Origin of the sequence: Brevibacterium sp. HMSC08F02 (assembly GCF_001807555.1) — a bacterium.
GTDB classification, from domain to species: Bacteria; Actinomycetota; Actinomycetes; order Actinomycetales; family Brevibacteriaceae; genus Brevibacterium; species Brevibacterium ravenspurgense.
This window is the reverse complement of sequence record NZ_KV789364.1, coordinates 105,214-121,753: the sequence shown is the minus strand read 5'-3', so window position 1 is coordinate 121,753 and position 16,540 is coordinate 105,214. Positions and strand designations below refer to the sequence as shown.

At 62.7% G+C, this 16,540-nt stretch carries 20 protein-coding genes and 1 pseudogene; 10 read left to right on the top strand and 11 right to left on the bottom strand.

Going from position 1 to position 16,540, the window contains the following annotated elements; translation table 11 throughout:
* Positions 1-270: 270 nt before the first annotated feature.
* Both HMPREF3172_RS08615 and HMPREF3172_RS08610 read left to right on the top strand, forming a co-directional pair.
* A complete protein-coding gene (locus HMPREF3172_RS08615; protein ID WP_083281486.1) occupies positions 271-642 on the top strand; it encodes a DUF488 domain-containing protein in 372 nt (123 codons plus the stop codon).
* A 35-nt stretch (positions 643-677) separates the two neighbouring features.
* On the top strand, positions 678-1,211 hold the full coding sequence (locus HMPREF3172_RS08610) for an O-acetyl-ADP-ribose deacetylase (protein ID WP_070516814.1): 534 nt from the start codon (positions 678-680) through the stop codon (positions 1,209-1,211).
* Between the two features lie 163 nt (positions 1,212-1,374).
* On the opposite strand, the gene HMPREF3172_RS08605 is transcribed toward HMPREF3172_RS08610, so the two are convergent.
* The 3 genes and pseudogenes from HMPREF3172_RS08605 to HMPREF3172_RS10780 all read right to left on the bottom strand — a co-directional run.
* Complete coding sequence (locus tag HMPREF3172_RS08605) at positions 1,375-1,890, bottom strand: adenine phosphoribosyltransferase (RefSeq protein WP_070516811.1); 516 nt, start codon at positions 1,888-1,890, stop codon at positions 1,375-1,377.
* Between the two features lie 10 nt (positions 1,891-1,900).
* On the bottom strand, positions 1,901-2,677 hold the full coding sequence (locus HMPREF3172_RS08600) for a methyltransferase domain-containing protein (RefSeq protein ID WP_141741618.1): 777 nt from the start codon (positions 2,675-2,677) through the stop codon (positions 1,901-1,903).
* 48 nt (positions 2,678-2,725) lie between these two features.
* Positions 2,726-2,854, bottom strand: a pseudogene (locus tag HMPREF3172_RS10780) (SAM-dependent methyltransferase); the annotation flags it as partial.
* A 22-nt stretch (positions 2,855-2,876) separates the two neighbouring features.
* Here HMPREF3172_RS10780 and HMPREF3172_RS08595 point away from each other — a divergent pair.
* From HMPREF3172_RS08595 to tpx, 4 genes are all read left to right on the top strand, one after another.
* On the top strand, positions 2,877-3,674 hold the full coding sequence (locus HMPREF3172_RS08595) for an alpha/beta fold hydrolase (protein WP_070516807.1): 798 nt from the start codon (positions 2,877-2,879) through the stop codon (positions 3,672-3,674).
* 83 nt (positions 3,675-3,757) lie between these two features.
* Positions 3,758-4,663 (top strand): sulfurtransferase, encoded by a 906-nt coding sequence (locus HMPREF3172_RS08590; RefSeq protein WP_070516805.1) that lies wholly within the window; start codon positions 3,758-3,760, stop codon positions 4,661-4,663.
* The gene (locus tag HMPREF3172_RS08585; RefSeq protein ID WP_141738896.1) at positions 4,660-5,100 is read left to right on the top strand and encodes a SufE family protein; all 441 of its coding nucleotides are present in this window, start codon (positions 4,660-4,662) and stop codon (positions 5,098-5,100) included. Before HMPREF3172_RS08590 ends, HMPREF3172_RS08585 begins: the two co-directional genes overlap by 4 nt.
* 56 nt (positions 5,101-5,156) lie before the next feature.
* Positions 5,157-5,654, top strand: a complete 498-nt coding sequence (gene tpx, locus HMPREF3172_RS08580; protein WP_070516803.1) for a thiol peroxidase — start codon at positions 5,157-5,159, stop codon at positions 5,652-5,654.
* A gap of 118 nt (positions 5,655-5,772) precedes the next feature.
* On the opposite strand, the gene HMPREF3172_RS08575 is transcribed toward tpx, so the two are convergent.
* From HMPREF3172_RS08575 to HMPREF3172_RS08565, 3 genes are all read right to left on the bottom strand, one after another.
* Complete coding sequence (locus HMPREF3172_RS08575; RefSeq protein ID WP_082784729.1) at positions 5,773-6,687, bottom strand: patatin-like phospholipase family protein; 915 nt, start codon at positions 6,685-6,687, stop codon at positions 5,773-5,775.
* Positions 6,684-7,394 carry a PIG-L deacetylase family protein gene (locus HMPREF3172_RS08570; RefSeq protein WP_070516800.1) on the bottom strand — a complete coding sequence of 237 codons (711 nt, stop codon included), beginning with the start codon at positions 7,392-7,394 and terminating at the stop codon, positions 6,684-6,686. Before HMPREF3172_RS08570 ends, HMPREF3172_RS08575 begins: the two co-directional genes overlap by 4 nt.
* Positions 7,395-7,517: 123 nt before the next feature.
* A complete protein-coding gene (locus tag HMPREF3172_RS08565) occupies positions 7,518-9,284 on the bottom strand; it encodes an N-acetylmuramoyl-L-alanine amidase (protein WP_070516798.1) in 1,767 nt (588 codons plus the stop codon).
* A gap of 199 nt (positions 9,285-9,483) precedes the next feature.
* On the opposite strand from HMPREF3172_RS08565, the gene HMPREF3172_RS08560 reads away from it, so the two are divergent.
* Complete coding sequence (locus HMPREF3172_RS08560; RefSeq protein ID WP_070516796.1) at positions 9,484-9,927, top strand: OsmC family protein; 444 nt, start codon at positions 9,484-9,486, stop codon at positions 9,925-9,927.
* 78 nt (positions 9,928-10,005) lie between these two features.
* Here the strand turns inward: HMPREF3172_RS08560 and HMPREF3172_RS08555 are convergent, their stop codons facing one another.
* From HMPREF3172_RS08555 to HMPREF3172_RS08545, 3 genes are all read right to left on the bottom strand, one after another.
* Entirely contained in the window at positions 10,006-10,329 is a 324-nt protein-coding gene (locus HMPREF3172_RS08555; RefSeq protein WP_070516794.1) for a putative quinol monooxygenase, read from the bottom strand.
* 45 nt (positions 10,330-10,374) lie between these two features.
* Positions 10,375-10,785 (bottom strand): LapA family protein, encoded by a 411-nt coding sequence (locus HMPREF3172_RS08550; protein ID WP_019175511.1) that lies wholly within the window; start codon positions 10,783-10,785, stop codon positions 10,375-10,377.
* A 149-nt stretch (positions 10,786-10,934) separates the two neighbouring features.
* On the bottom strand, positions 10,935-13,154 hold the full coding sequence (locus tag HMPREF3172_RS08545) for an NADP-dependent isocitrate dehydrogenase (protein WP_070516792.1): 2,220 nt from the start codon (positions 13,152-13,154) through the stop codon (positions 10,935-10,937).
* A gap of 146 nt (positions 13,155-13,300) precedes the next feature.
* On the opposite strand from HMPREF3172_RS08545, the gene HMPREF3172_RS08540 reads away from it, so the two are divergent.
* The 3 genes from HMPREF3172_RS08540 to HMPREF3172_RS08530 are packed head-to-tail and all read left to right on the top strand — an operon-like array spanning position 13,301 to position 15,848.
* Positions 13,301-13,930 (top strand): thymidine kinase, encoded by a 630-nt coding sequence (locus HMPREF3172_RS08540; protein ID WP_019175509.1) that lies wholly within the window; start codon positions 13,301-13,303, stop codon positions 13,928-13,930.
* Between the two features lie 51 nt (positions 13,931-13,981).
* Positions 13,982-14,767 (top strand): alpha/beta fold hydrolase, encoded by a 786-nt coding sequence (locus HMPREF3172_RS08535; RefSeq protein ID WP_070516790.1) that lies wholly within the window; start codon positions 13,982-13,984, stop codon positions 14,765-14,767.
* Between the two features lie 7 nt (positions 14,768-14,774).
* A complete protein-coding gene (locus tag HMPREF3172_RS08530) occupies positions 14,775-15,848 on the top strand; it encodes an NADH:flavin oxidoreductase/NADH oxidase (RefSeq protein WP_176746144.1) in 1,074 nt (357 codons plus the stop codon).
* Here HMPREF3172_RS08530 and HMPREF3172_RS08525 read toward each other — a convergent pair.
* Together HMPREF3172_RS08525 and HMPREF3172_RS08520 are read right to left on the bottom strand one after the other, a co-directional pair.
* Positions 15,796-16,173 carry a DMT family transporter gene (locus HMPREF3172_RS08525; protein WP_070428556.1) on the bottom strand — a complete coding sequence of 126 codons (378 nt, stop codon included), beginning with the start codon at positions 16,171-16,173 and terminating at the stop codon, positions 15,796-15,798. The two genes, HMPREF3172_RS08530 and HMPREF3172_RS08525, sit on opposite strands and share 53 nt — an antisense overlap.
* Entirely contained in the window at positions 16,170-16,499 is a 330-nt protein-coding gene (locus tag HMPREF3172_RS08520) for a DMT family transporter (RefSeq protein WP_070516787.1), read from the bottom strand. Before HMPREF3172_RS08520 ends, HMPREF3172_RS08525 begins: the two co-directional genes overlap by 4 nt.
* Between the last annotated feature and the right edge of the window lie 41 nt (positions 16,500-16,540).

Genomic DNA, 16,540 nt, shown 5'->3' with positions numbered 1-16,540 from the left:
GGCGACTTCCGCCTCGTTCTTTTGTTCTGTTTTCTGCCAGCTGGTTTGTGGTGTTGGGTGCGCCGGTCAGTCGTCGATGTGTGCTTTGCTGGGTGTGCCGCCTGAATGCAGACTTACGCGTTAATGCAGCTTTGCGCTTTAATGCGCTGCATTAACGCGTGAATCTGCATTTAAGCGTGATTCTGGCCTGAGGTAATGGTGGGGGTGCTTCCCGTCGGGGCAGTTGAAGCGAGACACTGGGAGTGCCAATCCACCGAGAAAGGAGCTTCAATGGCAGAGCTGAGCTCGAAGTGGACTTTCCGCCGCACATACGGGGAGGCGCCGGAGACTAAGGGCACTCGCGTGCTGGTCGACCGCATGTGGCCGCGGGGAATCAAAAAGGAAGCCCTCGACATTGACGAATGGGCCAAAGACGCCGCTCCCACGCCCGAGCTTCGATCATGGTTCCACGATGACCGCGAAGGCCGCTGGTCAGAGTTTCAGAGCCGCTACCGAGCCGAACTTGATGACAATGCCGATGCGGCAGACCTAGCCGAAAGGCTCTCCCACAGGCCGCACGTCACTTTGCTGACAGCCGCGAAAGACATCGAACACTCCCACGTGCCAGTGCTTGCCCACTGGCTGCAGGACAACGCCCAATAGCCGGATCTCCTGGCCTGAACAGAGGAGCAGCAACCATGGAACTGTGCATTGAACCCGGTGACATCACACAGCAGAATGTCGACGCGATCGTGAATGCGGCAAACTCCACGCTCATGGGTGGGGGAGGCGTCGACGGGGCGATCCACCGCGCTGGCGGACCTGCAATTCTGGCCGAGTGCAAACAGCTGCGTGAAAGCGCATACCCCGACGGACTGCCGGCAGGCCAAGCTGCCGCGACCACCGCGGGAGAGCTGCCCGCCCGCTGGGTCATTCACACCGTCGGGCCGGTGTATGCCAAGACAGAAGACCGGTCGGCAACGCTGGCTTCGGCCTACCGGGAATCCCTGCGTGAGGCCAAGCGGATCGGCGCGCACAGTGTCGCGTTCCCAGCGATTTCGGCAGGCGTGTACGGCTGGCCAATGGACGACGCGGCCCGCATTGCTGTCGAAACCGTCAGGGAAACGGCCGACGAAGTGGGCGACGTTGTCACCCGCGTAGTGCTTGTGCCCTTCGGCGAGCAGGCCGAGCGCGCCTTCCGCGCTCAGCTGGATTCGCCGACGACTGTTTGACGCGGCGCGCTGACCGCGGCATTCACGCGCTGACGCAGTTCTGCGCTTCGGACAGCGTGTCGTCCCAACGCAGATTCACGCTTTAATGCAGGTTTGCGCGCTAATGCGCCGCATCTACGCGTGAATCTGCATTAAAGCGCAAATCTGGCGGGGAAACCGCAGCTCACACCGCGAAAAGAGAGTGCACGTTCGGGACGCGCTCGCGGCCGTTAAGGCCCTCAAGCTCCAGCAGGACGGACGTTCCGACGGTCTTCGCGCCGAGTGTGTTGATGAGCTCCAGGCCCGCGGCAAGTGTGCCTCCGGTGGCGAGGATGTCGTCAATGAGAAGCACCCGCACGCCAGGTGCCAGCTGGTCGCTCGCTTCGATTGCCGCTGAACCGTATTCGAGGTCGTAGTCAACTCGTGCAGCGGGGACTGGCAGCTTACCGGCCTTGCGCAGCGGGACGAAGCCCGTCCCGGCCAGAGCCGCAGCAACACCGGCGAAGATGAATCCGCGCGCTTCGATCCCGGCGACAACATCGAACTGACCGGCAAACGGTTCGACCATGAGCTCGGCTGCGCGTCGCAGAGCCCAGGCATCAGCCAGCAGCGGCGTGATGTCCTGGAACTGGATGCCCTCGGACGGGTAGTCCGGGATGACGCGAATAAAAGAGCTCAGGCGGGAAAGATCATCAGTCACGCCCCGTAGTCTAACGGTCGGCCTGGCCGCCTGATCGACGGTGCCACGGGGACACGACGACGGAGAACTCAGCCGTCACATCGTCCGTGAAAACATGCGGGTCAATGTGCCGGGCCGAGGGCGTCATGCCGATCAGTTCGCGCGCCTGACGGGCGCTCAAATGCAGGGGATGGTTCACGAGGCGCCGCTCACCTTCTGCAAAGAACGGTTCGAGTGACCGCTGGAGTCGGCTTTCTTTGTGCTCATCGATGCTCACGGTCCCGTCGTGAGACTGCAGCAGCGCTGCCAAATGCCTCTGTGTGGGACGGGCGGTGATGAGCGCACCGCCGGGTTTGAGCACCCGGTGGAATTCAGCGGGCACCCTGGGGGAGAACACGCTGAGAATCACATCAACGCTGCTGTCCTCAAGAGGCAAGGGTCGGTAGACATCCCATGTAAAAGCAGTGATCCCCGGGTGGGCTTTTGCAGCCGCAGCTGCTGCCGCGGGAGCTGAATCAAAAGCGTAGGCCCGCGCAGCCACACCCGCTTCAGCACAGGCGCTCAGCACTGCGGCACAGTAGTAGCCGGTCCCGCAGCCGGCATCGAGCACGGTGAGGGGAGCGGGGGAGCCGGTCTCCACCTCGCCGGCTGCCAGCTGGTCAGCGGGCTCCTCGGCGGCGGGCACCTCGGCAGCGGGTGCCGCGAGAGCGGACCCGGACTGTGTCTCTTCGACTGCGCAGCGGGCGACGTCAGCGGCCAGCTGCGAATACAGACCTGAGTCCAGGAAGCTGCGGCGAGCAGCGACCATATCGGCAGTGTCACCGCTGCGAGCCTTCGGGCCTGACAGCAGTGAAAGATAGCCCTTCCTGGCCCGCGCAAAGTTGTGCCGCTCTCCGCATTCAACAGCCCGCACGCGGTCAGGCTCACCGACGGCATGCAGCTTCCCCTGACAGACCGGGCAGCGCAGCAGACTAAGATCAAGCACCGAACCAGTTTAGGGAGGCCCCATGCAGTTGTCCTATACCGCCTACGGCACGACCGGACCGGCAGTCGTCTTCCTCCACGGCCTGATGGGCCGGGGGCGCAATTTTCTCTCCGCAGCAAAAGCGCTGGAAGACGAGTACCGGTGCTTCCTCGTGGACTTGCCCAACCACGGAAGCTCCCCGTGGACCGAAGACTTCGACTACGAAGACATGGGCCAGGCCGTCATCGAGTTCATAGAAAACGTGGTCCTGCCAGAAACCGGCGAAGACTACGTCGTGCTGCTGGGCCATTCGATGGGTGCGAAGACCGCTATGGTCGCCGCTTTGCGCAAACCCCAGCTGTTCACGGCACTCATTGTCGAAGACATGTCGCCGGTCAGCTCGAAGGACTCCAACTTCGTGCCGCTTCTGAGCGCGCTCGCCGGTCTTGACCTCGAAGCGCTCTCAAGCCGCAGCCAGGCTGACGCCGAACTCGAAGAAGCCGGCGTATCAGACCCCACCGTGCGCGGCTTCCTCCTGCAGAACCTGCGCCGGTCCGACAGCGGCTTTGAATTCCAAGCCAACGTGGCCATGCTCAACAACGCGGTGGGCGACATCAACGCGTTCCCCGAGTTCGAAACCACCTATGACGGTCCAGTCCTGTGGATGGGCGGAGCGAAGTCAAACTACATCAAGGACGAACACGACGAACCCATGCGTGCTCTCTTCCCACGCGCACACAAAGTCATGGTCAAAGACGCAGGTCACTGGGTGCACTCAGAAAAACCTGAGGAATTCTTGGCGGTGCTTCGCGGTTTCCTTAAGCAGACCGCCGACAAGTGAGGTAGTCCTCAATTGCTTCGGCGGCACACACGTCCATTAGGCTAGAAAAACATTACCTATTGCCTACGCAGCACGGAGGCCCAGTGACCGTTTCACCTGACACAACCGATCCGAAGTTCGCCGACTACGCGCACCCGGAAGCTCTCGTCTCCACCGCGTGGGTGGCTGAGAACCTCAACACCCCCGGTGTTGTCATCGTCGAATCTGACGAAGACGTTCTGCTCTACGAAACCGGCCACATTCCCGGCGCGGTCAAAATCGACTGGCACACCGAACTGAACGACCAGGTGGTCCGCGACTACGTGCAGGGCCCCGAATTCGCCGAAATGATGAGCGCCAAGGGCATCAGCCGCGACGACACGATCGTCGTCTACGGCGACAAGTCCAACTGGTGGGCTGCATTCGCCATGTGGGTGTTCAAACTGTTCGGCCACGATGACGTTCGGCTCATGGACGGCGGCCGCGCCAAGTGGGAAGCCGAAGGCCGCGAAATGACGCGCGAAAAGCCGCAGCGTGAACGCACCGACTACCCGGTGGTCGAACGCAACGACGCGCCTATCCGCGCGCTCCTGCCCGAAGTGCTGGAAGCCATCGGCCAGATCCCGCTGATCGACGTGCGCAGCCCGCAGGAATACACCGGTGAGCGCACCCACATGCCGGACTACCCGGAAGAGGGCGCTCTGCGCGGCGGACACATTCCCACCGCTCACTCGGTGCCGTGGGCAACCGCGGCCAATGAGGACGGCACGTTCAAATCGGCTGATCAGCTGCGCAAGATCTACATTGACGACCTCGGCCTGGGCAAGACCGACGTTGCCTACGCCTACTGCCGGATCGGTGAACGCTCCAGCCACACGTGGTTCGTGCTGTCCTACCTTCTGGGCTTTGAGAACGTGAAGAACTACGACGGTTCCTGGACCGAATGGGGCAACGCCATGCGCGTGCCGATCGCCCAGGGAGACCAGCCGGGAGAGGCTCCGCAGAAGTGACTATTCCGCAGGCACTGCAGGAAATCGCCGACGACTTCGGCGCTATGGAGGAAAGCCAGCGGCTGGAACTGCTGCTGGAATTCAGCGACGAACTGCCGGACCTTCCACAGCGGCTGAAGGACGATCCAAAGCTGCTTGAGCCCGTTCCGGAATGCCAGTCGCCGATCTTCATCCGCGTGGAGGTCGACGGCACCCAGCCGGACAGCACGGTGCACCTGTTCTTTTCGGCACCTGCGGAAGCTCCGACCACGCGCGGCTTCGCGGGGATCCTGAATGAGGGTCTGGATGGAGCAACCGTGCAGACAGTCCTCGACGTTCCCGCAGATTTCCCGCTTAAGCTCAACATTGAAAAGCAGGTCAGTCCGCTGCGGCTGAACGGAATGTCGGGCATGTTGGCCCGCATTCAGCGTCAGGTACGCGAAAAAGCGCAGCAGTGACCTCCGGTCCGGTGGTTTAACACCGCAGGGCAGGCCAATCTACGAAAGGAATTCTCATGGCAGACATCACTTTCCAGGGCGACCCCATCACCACCGTCGGAAACCTCCCTGAAAAGGGCGCGCAGGCTCCCGCTTTCACTCTGGTGGGCACGGATCTTTCCGACGTGACGCTCAAGGACTTCGCCGGCAAGCAGCTGGTCATCAACATCTTCCCCAGCATTGACACCGGCGTGTGCCAGGCGAGTGTCCGCACCTTCAATGAAAAGGCCGGCGGCCGTGACAACACGGTTGTCCTCAACGTGTCGAAGGACCTTCCGTTTGCGCAGGAGCGCTTCTGCGCGGCTGAGGGCATTGACAATGTTGTGAGCGCCTCGGCGTTCCGCTCCTCCTTCGGTGAGGACTACGGCGTCACGATGACGGCAGGCCCGCTCGAGGGTCTCCTGTCGCGCGCGGTTGTCGTCGTGGATGCCGAAGGCTCGGTCGTCTACACCGAGCAGGTTCCCGAAATCGGTCAGGAACCGGATTACGAGGCGGCACTGGGCGCGCTCAAGTAAAGCTCACTGGTCAGCACTCAGCTGATTGGAAGGGCCGGCGGGAGGAAACCCCGCCGGCCCTTCTGCTGGCGTCAGTGGGCAGCCGTCTCAAACTGACAGCGCGCAGCTGAAGCGACGCTCATTCGTATGACAGCCCCAGGAAGTCTCGCAGCCCGGGCAGTTTGCGGCGACCGACGGACAGCCCGTGCCGGTGTGCCGCCGCCAGCTGCGACAGGTTCCGGGTCGAATTGCCGATCTGCATGATGTCCGGTTCGATGATGAAGGCTCTGCCTTCTGCTTCGAGGTCGAACAGCTGTTCGCGGATGCTGTTGTAGCGTGCCGCGCGGGTTTCCATTGCCGCGGGGACCGCGGGCAGCCGACGGAAGATCTGCCGGGTGCTGTGTTTGAACCGCGCGGGCGATTTCCGATACCGCCGTTCTTGGGTCAGCACGAATACGCCCCGGTCAAAACCCGCATCAAGCATGGCCGGCAGAGCGATTCCGCCGCCGTCACCAAGAGCACCGTCAACGTAGAGGGTGCCGTCAACGTCTGTGACGGGCATGACGATAGGCATGGTCGATGATGCTCGCACTCGCAGCAGGTAGTCGTCCATCGTGGGGAAGTCAGCACGCCGCCATTCGACGGTCGTGCCGTCTTCGGCATTGAACGCCACAACGGACACTTCTGACGGGTGCGCGCAGAAGGTGTCCCAGTCAAGCGGCAGGGCCTGATCGGGCAGGGCGGTGTTCTGGTAGATGTATTCGGCGTTGAACAGCCCTTGCCCGCGCGCAAAAGTCTTCAGCGACCCGAACTGCGGGTCGGTGGAGAACTCCACGAAGCTGCGCCTGGCGCGATCGATGTCGCGCGACACCAGGTTTGCCGTCGTCGAAGTGCCCGCACTGACCCCGAAGGTGTGCGGGAAGTCGATGCCGGCCCGAATGAGTGTGATGGCAATGCCGGCAGAAAAGGCAGCCCGCATGCCTCCGCCCTCAAACACGAGTGCGGTGTCGGTGACGCTCGGCTCGGACTCCGGCTGCCACGGAACAGCTGTCACAGCCGCACCTCACGGACTGGCAGAGCGGCCTCAATCCCGAGGCGCCTGCCGGCTTCCTCTGTCACACCCCGGTTGATCTGCTCTGGGGTGGGATGGTCGGGCAGCGCTGCAAGATACTGTTCGTGGGCTGCCAGTGAGGCGATGCCCTTCTGCAGCGGCTCGCCGGACACATCAACATAGTGCGTGGGCTTGGTCGCTGCACAGAACAGGGCCCGGTCGACCTTCCAACGCTCAAGGCCCAGGTCCTGGAACAGCCACGGGTTATCGGCGTCCCGAATGGCGTCCATGAGAGCAATACCGCAGGCGCGGTGGTCAACGTGGTTGATCCCGAACCCAACCTCGAGTTCCCACGTCAGTGAGATCGCCATCTGCGGCCGTACTTCGCGGATCTTGCGGACAATGGCCTTGCGCACGCTGTGGTCGGGTTCCAGCAGTCCGTCCGGGAAGCCAAGGATTTCCAGTGACGCAGCTCCGACGATGTCACAGGCCGCCTGCTGTTCTTCCGCGCGAAGGGCTGCGGTCCGGTCTGGTTCGATGGAGGCGATGCCGGCTTCTCCGGCGGTCAGCAGCAGATAGTGAATTGCGATTCCCTCTGCCGCCCACTTGGCAACTGCTGCCGATGCTCCGTACTCCATGTCGTCCGGGTGGGCCACAACCGCGAGCACCCGTTGAACGCCTTCGGTGTCCAGCTTCGCAAGGTCAGTCATACCGCTCACTCTAGCGGCGCCTCGTCAGCACTCGGAAGCGAACACGGCAGCCGAACAAAGAAGCGGGGCGGCAGTTCGATCAGAACTGCCGCCCCGCTCAGGTGAGACGAACTCTGAAGAGGATCACTTCTTCTTGTGGTGCTTCACACCCTCTTCCTTTGTCCAGGTGAGGTAGCCGCCTTCGAAGTTGACACGCTTGTACTTGCCCCACGTGAACTCTTCCGTTGTGGGGTAGCCGAGCGAGCCGCGTTCAAAGCCCTGCTTGGCCCATTCTTTGCGGATGGCGGAGTCGTACATGAGCTTGCGGGCGCCGATCTTGGGCGACCAGTGGATTGAGCCGTTCTGGAACGCCTGGTAGCAGCCGCCGTCCTTGATGGTGCAGGATTCTTCGCCGGTCGGGTAGCCCAGCGCGCCGCGTTCAAAGCCCTGCGCGGCCCACGCCTTCTGGATGCCGGAGCCGAACCGGGTGAAGTGGGTGCCGGTCTTCGGTGAGTGGTGCACCGCGCCCTTTTCAAAGGCTCGGTACGCGCCGCCGCCGGGCAGACCGCCGTGCTCCTTGCCCGTGGGCTTGCCGGTCTTGGACTTGTTGGCCTCGTGGAACTTCTGGATGGGACTCTTGGGCTTTTCAGCCGGTGCCGGAGGCTTGCCCTTCTGGAAGCCGATGGCCTTCTTGCGGATGTCACCCAGCTGGCTGTACAGACCGTCGCCGGGGCAGTCGGTGCTGCCGACATCCCGGTGGCTGGACACGCGCTGCACGGTCATCTTCGCACCCTTGGGGTACTTGCGGGTGTCGCCGCCTGCCGAGGTCAGGGTGACCTTGGAGTCGATCTTCCAGTTCCACTTCGAGGACTGCCAGGCGACGATGCGGGCAACCGAGTTGATTACTGCCTCAGGCGCCTTCTTCTTGTAGGAGCCGATCACCGAAATGCCGAACGTGCCGCGGTTGACGCTCGATGCGTGGGCGCCGATGGCAGCCTTGTCGAGCTTGGGGCGACCCTCGTAGATGTTGCCGTACTTGTCGACGAGCATGTTGTAGCCGATGTCGCACCAGTGACGGCTGCCCTGGTGGTAGGACTGGATACCGCGGAGGATGCCCGGAACCTGCTCCTTGGAGTAGCTGTTCGAGCCTTCCGTGTGGTGGATGATCGTCGCGGTGTTGCGGTTGGTCGTCGAAGTCGAGCAGCGAGCCTTCCGCGCACCCCACTGCTTGCGCGAGAAGTACTTGAAGCCGCCGATGGATGCGGCTTTCTTGGCGTTGAGTTTGCCGCCGGCGATGGGGCCGCTGCCGGCTGCCGAGGTGGAGTCGGCTTCCGGCGCGGACGATGCGGGTTCGTTGAGGTCGGGGGAGGAGAATGTGCCTTCGTCGTTGACGCCGCCGAACATGGTGCGGTCGGCGTCCGTGATCGGGGTGGTCGTGACGGTCACGGTGACGGGTGCGCCCTTGGTGCGCACTTCGATCTTTTCGTTGTAGGCAGCGCTGACGGCTCCCGTGCCGGGGGTGTTGGCCTCGTTCGAGCCGTCGTCGGGGCCTTCGTCAGGGTCGGCCTCGAGTTCCTGCCACATCGACCATTTGAGGCTGTTGGTCACCTTTGAGCGGTACTCGACCTTCGGCTGGGCGTCGCCTGCCCATGTCGCTCCGAAGATGACTACGGTGTTCTCATCGTTTGTGCCGGTGGCGTCGATGAGGGCCGTGCTGTCAGCGTCAACCTTCTGCTTGACGGTGTCGACCTTGGGTTCCTGACCGTCGTTGTCGGTTTCCTGCGGAGCGTTCTTGGCGGTCTCCTGCGGCGCCGGTTCTGCGCTGCTGTCGGCATTGGGTGCCGCGGCAGCGGGCACGGCTACCGCAACGGCCACCCCGAGGGCGCCGAGTGTTGCCGGTAGGTGTCGCATGTGAGTCCTTTACATGGGGAAGACAAAGGTTTTTCTCACTGTACGGTCTGCAGGGTCGTTGCCCGCGTATTGTTTCGGGTGTTTTGCAAAAGAGCCGACGGTTCGGCTCAGGTCTGGCTCACGAGGCGCCCGCACGGGTGAGCTGTGTCTCACGGTTTCGGGGAACTAGGCTGGTTTTATTCTTCAGGAAGGCGAGGCAGTGGAACGAGTTCACGTCAGTGTCCAGCGGACAGCGCAGGGACGTTTCCGAGCGACAAACGCAGCGGGCGCCCAGATTGAAATCGGCACGGGCGAGGATGTCTTCACACCCGTCGAGCTTCTTCTGGCCGCACTCGGAGCGTGCTCTTCGGTTGATCCCGACGCCGTCATCAGCCGGCGCACAGAACCCCGGTCATTTGCCGCTGAGGTTTCCGCCGACTATGTGCGCGAAGACGAAAATTACCTTCAGGATGTGCTCATCCAGCTGGCCGTTGAACTCGACGACTCTCCTGACACACGGCGTGCCGCCCGCACGGTCGACCGCGCGCTTGCTCACGCTCATGGGAAGACGTGCACCGTAGCCCGCACAATCGAGCGCAGGACCGAGGTGCGGGCACAGTCCGAGGTGAGCTTCACCTCGGGCGCGGAAAGCGCGGAAAACTAGGGCAGAAGCAGAAACGGGGCCGCGGAAGATTCCGCGGCCCCGTCTGCGTGCAGTGAGGTCAGTCGAGGTCAGTCAAGGTCAGTCGACCGAGATTTCGCCCATGCGGTCCCAGTCGTTGCCTTCGACCTTGCGGGACACGATGAGCGGGGTTTCCTTCAGGTGCGGCGGGAAGTCCTGCTGCATCTTCTTGAAGTGGTCCGAATTGACGTGTGCGCCTGCGGCTTCGTCATCGGCGAAGCCCTCAACGAGCACGTATTCGTCATCGCGCTCCAGGCTCTTCGACCAGTCAAACCACAGGTTGCCGGGTTCTGCGCGCGTGGCTTCCGTGAATTCGCGGGCAATGTTCGGCCAGTCGGCCACGAACTCATCCTTGACGCGGAACTTGACGACGATGAAGTGCATATCCTGTCCTTTCTCTGACCTCAGTGAGGTCTGTATCGCGGCCGCTCAGCGCTTGCGTGCGCGTTTGATCTGGCGGCCCAAAATGAACATGCGGACCGTGCCGAAGATCCCGGCGATCACAATGCCTGCAATTGCGGCAAGCAGAATCGACACGCCAAGCGGCAGGGTGAACTGCCAGCCGAAGTAGTAGAACTGGGTCGGTTCGTTGTTCTGGATGATGAAGATCAGCAGCAGAACCAGAATGAGGGCGCCGATGATCAGCGACGCCCAAATGCCCGCCGAAAGGCCGCCGGAAGACTTGGGTTCCGGTGGTGGGGTCTGGGCTTTTTCCGGTGTGTGTGCCGCTTCGGTCTGCGGTGCGGTTTCGCCTACCTGTTCGACGGTGTCGGGCGAGGTGTACTCGGGAACCGGGTTTTCGCTGGGAACGGTGGGGTAGTCGCCGTTGGGCTGCGTCATGGGGACATCCTTTCTCTCTGCCGCCATTCTTTCATTCGCGGACGCTGAGGTCAGCCTTTCGGGGCATTGGATATGTCACTGTGTGTGAAACACCGAGGGCCGGGAGCGGCGTGCTCCCGGCCCTCAGCTGGTATCGGTCAGCTCAGTTCTCAGCCGAGCTTGTCGATGATCGAGTTGAACGTCTGCGACGGACGCATGAGCTTGGTCAGCGTTTCGTCAGCAGGATTGTAGTAGCCGTTGAGGTCAACCGGCTGGCCCTGCACGGCCAGCAGCTCTTCGGCGATCACAGCTTCGTTTTCGCGCAGCGCTTCGGCAATGGGAGCCAGCGCCTTGGCGAGTTCGGCATCGTCAGACTGCTTGGCCAGTTCTTCCGCCCAGTACAGGGTCAGGTAGAAGTGGCTGCCGCGGTTGTCGATTTCGCCGACCTTGCGCGAAGGCGAACGGTTCTCATTGAGGAAGGTCTCTGTCGCACGGTCCAGGGTGTCAGCGAGAACGCCCGCACGCTGGTTGTCCTGCGAGTGCAGGAAGTGGCGGAAGGATTCGGCAATCGCGAAGAATTCGCCGAGCGAGTCCCAGCGCAGGTGGTTTTCCTGCTGAACCTGCTGCACGTGCTTGGGTGCCGAACCGCCGGCACCGGTTTCGAACAGGCCGCCGCCGGCGAGCAGCGGAACAACTGAGAGCATCTTGGCCGAGGTTCCCAGTTCGAGAATCGGGAAGAGGTCGGTGTTGTAGTCACGCAGCACGTTGCCGGTCACCGAAATGGTGTCCTGTCCCTTGCGGATGCGGGCCAGCGAGTGCTTAGCAGCCTCGATCGGGCTCATGATCTGGATGTCCAGACCCGAGGTGTCGTGGTCCTTGAGGTAGGTGTTGACCTTTTCGATGAGGTTGCGGTCGTGTGCGCGCTCCTCATCCAGCCAGAACACAGCAGGGGTGTCCGACAGGCGAGCGCGGGTAACAGCGAGCTTGACCCAGTCACGGATCGGAATGTCCTTGGTCTGGCATGCGCGCCAGATGTCACCGGTCTGCACTTCGTGGGACATGAGGACGTCGCCTGCGGAGTTGACGACCTCAACCGTGCCGGGACGGTCAAGGATGAACGTCTTGTCGTGGCTGCCGTACTCTTCGGCCTTCTGCGCCATGAGGCCCACGTTGGGCACGGTGCCCATCGTGGCGGGGTCGAGGGTGCCGTTTTCCTTGCAGTCTTCGATGGTGGCCTGGAATACACCGGCGTAGCTGGAGTCGGGGATGACTGCCAGGGTGTCGTGCTGGCCGTCGTCAGCACCCCACATCTTGCCGCCGTCGCGGATCATCGCGGGCATGGAGGCGTCCACGATGACATCCGAGGGCACGTGCAGGTTGGTGATGCCGCGCGAGGAGTCGACCATGGCAAGTGCCGGGCCGTTTTCGAAGCCGGCGTCGATTTCTGCCTTCACGCCCTTTGCGACCTCGGGGTCGAGGTTGTCAAGACCGTTGAGCAGGGCTGCCAGGCCGTAGTCCGGGGTGAGGCCAGCGGCAGTGAGCTCTTCGCCGTACTTTTCGTAGACCGACGGGAAGAAAGCGCGGACGACGTGACCGAACAGTTCGGGGTCCGACACCTTCATCATGGTGGCCTTGAGGTGGACGGAGAACAGAACGCCGTCCTTCTTGGCCTGGGCGATCTGCTCCTTGAGGAACTTCTCAAGGGCACGGACGTTCATGAACGTCGAGTCGATGACTTCGTCCTTGAGCACCTTGAGGCCGTCCTTGAGGACGGTGGTTTCGCCGTCTTCACCGCGCAGGCGGATCTGCAGGGTGTCGTCGGATTCCATGACGACGGACTGTTCGTTCGAACGGAAGTCGTCAGCGGACATGGTGGCCACGCGGGTGCCGGAGTCCTTCGTCCATTCGCCCATCCGGTGCGGGTGGGCCTTCGCGAAGTTCTTGACTGCCTGCGGGGCGCGACGGTCAGAGTTGCCTTCGCGCAGAACCGGGTTGACAGCCGAACCGAGGGCGCGGCCGTAGCGTTCGCGGATGTCGCGCTCTTCATCGGTCTTCGGCTCTTCCGGGAATTCCGGAAGGTCGTAGCCCTGGCCCTGCAGTTCGGCAATGGCAGCCTTCAGCTGCGGAACGGATGCCGAAATGTTGGGCAGCTTGATGATGTTGGCTTCGGGCTTCTTGGCCAGTTCGCCGAGCTCAGCCAGGGAGTCAGGGTGCTGCTGGTCTTCGGGGAGGACATCGTTAAACTGCGCCAGGATTCGACCGGCAAGTGAGATGTCGCGCGTTTCGACCTCGACACCGGCTGTGTGCGCAAAGGCTTCAACGATCGGCTTGAGCGAATACGTTGCAAGCAGAGGCGCTTCGTCGGTGCGGGTGTAGATGATCTTTGCCATTAGTAGAGGATCACTCCAACTCGCTTCGGGATTGTCGAAGTCATTCTATCGACTCGGCGTGCCAAACACCGGCCGCCCTCGCGACAGCCGGGTGCAGGCGTCGGTGCCGGTATCCTGTTTCCGGTCGCGTAGGAAGGACGGACAGGGTGGCCAAACTGTATTTCCGGCACGGAGCGATGAACTCCGGCAAGTCGACAGCTCTGCTGCAGGCTGCGTTCAACTATGAAGAGCGCGGACAGCGGATCCTGCTTGCCAAGCCGTACGTCGACACGAAGGGTGCGGACAAGATCATTTCGCGTCTGGGAGTTTCGCGCACCGTCGACATCCTCGTGCGCGAAGACGACGATGTTGAAACCGTTTTCCGCGAAGCCGCCGAATACGCCGACCCGTCCGCGCTCATCACCCACGTCGATCAGCCGGTGCAGCCGGTCGCCTGCCTTTTGGTGGACGAAGCCCAATTCCTCACACCCACCCAGATTGAGGGACTCATGCGGATCGCGGTGGGCCAGAACGTGCCGGTGATGTGCTACGGCCTGCGCACCGACTTCCGAACGCAGGCATTCCCCGGATCGCGCAGACTGCTGGAGATCGCCCACACCCTCGAAGAGCTCAAAACCATCTGCCGCTGCGGTAAGAAAGCCATGTTCAACGGCCGCAAAGCCGACGGTGACTTCGTGTTCGCCGGTTCACAGGTGGCAATCGAAGGGGCAGACGTCACCTATGAGTCCTTGTGTCCGCAGTGCTATCTCGAAAAGTCGGGCGGGTCGTTCGGCTGATCGAACCAGGTGCCCAGGAAGAAAAGCCGGCCACTCACCGTTGGAGTTGATATGACGAAACTCGCCTATTCCGTTCTCAACCCGGAATCGACTGACCTTCCTACGCTTATCTTCGGTCCGCCCCTGGGCACCCACGCATCCGTGTGGGCTTCCGTCGCCGCCCGCCTGGCTGATGATTTCCGGGTGGTCTTGACTGAGCTTCCCGGCCACGGCACCGATGTCGGTCGGGACTTCTCGACTGAAGAGCCCATCACGGTTGCTTCCATGGCCCGAGGTGTCGTCCAGATTGCCGATGAGCTCGGTGCGGAGACCTTCGGCTACGCCGGCTGTTCTATCTCCGGTGGGGTGGCACAGGAGCTCGCCCTCAACCACTCCGACCGGGTGCGCGCAGCAGCACCGGTGGCAACAGCGGCCAAGTTCGGCGAACCCCAGGATTGGCACGACAGGATCGCCGGGGTGCGCGCAGACGGCATTGCTCCGGCAGTGCCGGACACGCTCGACCTGTGGTTTGCCGCCGGTTTCCTCAGCGAGGACCTTGCCGCAGGCCACATTGCCGCCCACCAGCTGCTGACAACACCTGAAGCGGCCTACATCGCCTGCTGTGAAGCGCTCGCCGACTACGACCTTTCCGAGCGCACCGCCGACATTGCGGTGCCCACCCTGTGGATGTCTGCCGCCCAGGACGTCGTCAACACCCCGGAGTCCATGGAGCAGCTGGCCGAAACAGCACAGAACGGCACGCACGTCACCATCCCGGATGCCGCTCACGTCTTCATGGTCGAACACCCCGAACTCGCAGCCGATCACCTGGGCGAGTTCTTCCGCAACCACCTGTGAGGAACCCGTGACACAGCTCTTCAACCCCATGACCCTGCGGGGACTGACCGTGCGCAACCGCGTGTGGCTGCCTCCCATGTGCCAGTACTCCTGCGAAAACCGCGACGGCGTGCCCGGCCAGTGGCACCTGACGCACCTCGGGGCTCGTGCAGCCGGCGGGTTCGGGCTGATCATCACGGAAGCCTCCGCCGTTGTTCCCGAGGGGCGGATCTCACCGCAGGACGCCGGCATCTGGAACGACGAACAAGCCCAGGCGTGGAAACCGATTGTCGACTTCGTCCACGCCCAGGGCGCTGCCATCGGCATTCAGCTTGCACACGCCGGCCGAAAGGCGAGTACGCATCGGCCGTTCCCCGGCGAAGGAAAGGGGACGGTGTCCGAGGAAACCGGAGGTTGGCCGACACTCGGGCCCAGCAGCCTCGCCTACCCGGAGCTTGCCGAACCGACGGCTATGAGTGTCGAAGAGATCAGGGACGTCGTCGAAGCATTCGGCGCGGCCGCAGAAAGGGCCGTCGAGGCAGGCTTCGACACCGTCGAAATCCACGGCGCACACGGCTACCTCATCCATTCCTTCCTCAGCCCGCTGTCGAATAACCGCGACGACGAATACGGCGCAGGCACCGGCAGGTGGAAACTGCTGCGCGACATCCTTGCCGCAGTGCGCTCGAGGGTGCCGGACGACTTCCCAGTGCTCGTGCGCATCTCCGCCGACGAATGGGCAGAGGGCGGCTTCGGCATTGACGAAGCAGTCGAACTGTCCCGAGTTCTGCATCAAGAGGGCTGCGACCTCGTCGACGTGTCCGGGGGAGGAAACACCCCTGCTGACATTCCGGTGGGACCGGGCTATCAGACCGGTTTCGCACAAAGGATCCGCGAGGCAGGCGTGCCGACGGCAGCAGTCGGCCTCATCACCGACCCTGTGCAGGCACAGACCATCCTCACTACGGGGCAGGCAGACGCGGTCCTCATCGGACGGGCAGCCCTGCGCGAACCGTCGTGGCCGCTGCGAGCCGCCCACGAACTCGGCCTCAATCCTCGCGAGATTCCGTACCCTCCCCAGTACGTCCGTGGCCGCTGGTGAGCTCCAAGCCCGCCACACCGATCACCACAAGAACCAGACTCGCGATCTTCAGCAGGGGGAAAGGCTCACCGGCAGCGGCCGCCCACACAGCGGTCGTTGCCGCGCCGATCCCCGTCCACATGGCGTAGGCAGTGCCCATCGGGATGATCCGCATCGCCATGCGCAGACCCGTAAGCGACACGAACAGACCCACGTAGAACAGCAGAATCCAGCCGATGCTGCCCAGCCCGCTGCTCAGAGCGTGCGCCCAGAGGGACTCACAGGCACCTGAGATCAGCAGAACAATCCACGCACCCGTGCGGGTGGTCGGCGCTAAGCGATTCACGAGAACACCCCCAGGCCCACGATTCCGGCAATGAGGACGAAAACAAAGAACAGCCGCAACAGGGTGAGCCGCTCACGGCCCCGCAGCGCCGAATAGGCAAGAGCTGCGACAGCACCGACACCAACCCACGCGGCATAGCCCGCACCGACTGGGATCACGGTCAGGCCCAGGTACAGTCCGCCCATCGACACAATCGTGCCGACCGTGAACACAATGACCCGCTTGCGCATCGACCAGGAAGACTCACCCAGAGCGGCAGCCCACATGGCCTCAAACGCGCCGGAAATCAACAGCACCGTCCACGCGACAGTAGAAGACTCGAACACGGCACCCTCTCTGTGATGGACTGGGAGCAGACAACAACACT